1 protein-coding gene is annotated in these 2,459 nt (G+C 41.4%); it reads right to left on the bottom strand.

The genetic code is table 11. The features are described 5' to 3' along the window. Positions 1 to 96: 96 nt before the first annotated feature. Complete coding sequence (ltrA, locus tag QUB08_RS31590; protein ID WP_333230210.1) at positions 97 to 1,839, bottom strand: group II intron reverse transcriptase/maturase; 1,743 nt, start codon at positions 1,837 to 1,839, stop codon at positions 97 to 99. Between the last annotated feature and the right edge of the window lie 620 nt (positions 1,840 to 2,459).

The following is a 2,459-nucleotide window of genomic DNA, read 5'->3' as shown; positions in this document are numbered from 1 at the left end:
TGGTAGAGTCGATAGGGGAATTTCTACCCTTACCTCTCCTTCAAAACGGAACGTGAAACTTTCGCTTCATTCCGCTCCTCGATATCTTCACCCTTGTTACGGGTACAATTCAAAACGGGTTATCATCATAGCTCTTTTTGAAGAGCCGTCATTATCCGTTTTTGTGTCGTGACAATGTTTATGCAAAAGTTGGAGGTTTTTATATTCATCCTTGCCACCTAAAGAGCGGGGTTGGATATGGTCAACTTCTACAATGTCTGTAGTTGTAAAGTACAGACCACAGTGGGTACATTTACCTTTTTGTGTCTTAATAAGTGTTGCCAATCTTGTTGGTGTTTCTGGGTATTCTCCACGTCTTTTGCTCCAATAAATCCAGTCACCATTGTAGGGCGTTGAGTTGCCTTTAACCTTTACGTGCCTTTTAATAGGCGTTGTTGAGTGTTGGGTCAGCTCTAAACCTTCTTCTGTGCTGAAACACCAATTTCTGTCGCCTACTGTTCGCCAGTATTTGTCTTTGTTGATGTTACCTTTTCCCCGTCTTATCGCCCAAGCTCGCAGTTGATCATAGGTAAGTTTATCCGCCTTGTTAAAGGTTTCTTTACTTACTACTGTTGAGTAATAGTTTGACCATCCCTTAATAATTGGATTCAGCCGACTAATTAAAGCAGCTTGTGGTGCGGTATTATGAGTGTCTATTACTTCAGCTATTCTGGAGAGGTGAGCTTTAATTGTTGGATTTGAAGGGGTGATTAACGTATTAAAGCCTAGTGGTATTCCATTTGTACTTCTGGCACTTCGGTAGTTACCTACCTGATGTTGTTGTATGTGGAACCCTAAAAACTCAAACCCAACATTTCCATTATATTCATTGAGGGTGTGGGTTAATTTTGTTTTGCTTGGCTTTAATTCTAAGCCAATGTCACCTAACCATTCCGCTATTATCTGATGACAGGTTGTTACTACTTCAATATCTTTGTGCATAATCACAAAGTCATCGGCGTATCGGATTAAGCTTAGTGATGCTCGTCTATCTTTTTTATTGATACCCAAGTATCCTTTTGTTAGCGTTTCCGCATATTGTTTAACCCGTTCTTCCATTCCGTGAAGGGCTATATTAGCCAATAGCGGGGAAATAACCCCTCCTTGTGGCGTACCTTCATCGGTCGGAAAAATTTCACCTTGGTCTAATACCCCGCTTTTAAGCCACGACTTAATTTGTTTCCTGAGTCGTGGATAGGTATTGATTTTGTCAAGTAATGCTTTGTGATTAATGCGGTCAAAGCATTTGGCAATATCAGCGTCTAGCACATATTTGGCTTTATATCTGATACTGTCAAAGATGGCTCCTATTGCATCGTGACACGACCTACCGGGTCTAAAACCAAATGAGTTAGGCTCGAATTTAGCCTCCCATTCTGGTTCAAGAGCTGCTTTCACAACTGCTTGTAGGGCGCGGTCGTACATTGTGGGTATACCTAATGGTCTGGACTCATTGGTTCCTGGTTTTGGTATCATTATCCTACGTGTAGGTTGTGATTTACCAGTTGCTTTGAGTTGACTTACTAGCTTAATTCGTTGCTTTGGAGATAGTAATTTAATACCATCCACTCCTGCTGTACGTTTGCCAGTATTATCTTGTGTTACCCGTCGTACTGCTAAAACCTTATTAGACCAAGAATTAATCAAGGTCTTCTGAAGCTTACGAACTGCTTTGACATCGCCACGCTCACTTGCTCGATAGATACGTTTTTGCAACTTGAACGTCAATCTTTCAGCTCTTCGCCAATTGATTTGATTCCATTCCACCGTCGGGTTGTCCCGCGTTTTAGACTTATTCATTGCTATTAGGTTCCTATCCTTGAAGTTACCGTGTATCCGTCTGCATATCTCTGTCATTACAACAGAGCATTAGCTTTTGATACAATCCCTCTCTCGTATATTATTCGTTAGCTACTTACTGGTAATCGACCTGATTCCAGAAATATATGAGAGTTACTTCGTTCCAAATACACATTGATTGAGTTTTTAGTGTGATGCTATCCACCGGGTTTATGGGAGGTGCGTATAGGTCGAGGCTCAAATCGCCTATTCCTTATCCTTGCCTTTTGGCTTGGTCTTTAATCAGTTTTTACCGTGGTTTTCAACGGGTTTACACTTGATTCAGCCGTTAGACCATCTAATATAACGGTGGTTCGGACACATCTTTGCTTTCGCTACACATGAACTCTTGCTCGACAGTTACCAGTTTCGGCTACCAGTAGTCTGCCTTTTATCCCCGCTTTACCCTATTAGTTGCTACCTAACAAGATAGGGGATATGCTTTTACCGCTGCACTTGCGGACTAAGACTAAGGATTTGTGAATCCTGCACCTAGATGTGTATTTAGTTGTCCTAACCGATAAGTTAGGCTAACCGTCCCTAGATATTTCTATCCATTTGAGTTAAACGAATCGCACTGA

The organism is Microcoleus sp. BR0-C5 (genome assembly GCF_036705045.1).
GTDB lineage: Bacteria > Cyanobacteriota > Cyanobacteriia > Cyanobacteriales > Microcoleaceae > Microcoleus.
The sequence above is the reverse complement of the archived record's forward strand: the minus strand, read 5'-3'. Positions and strand labels throughout refer to the sequence as shown.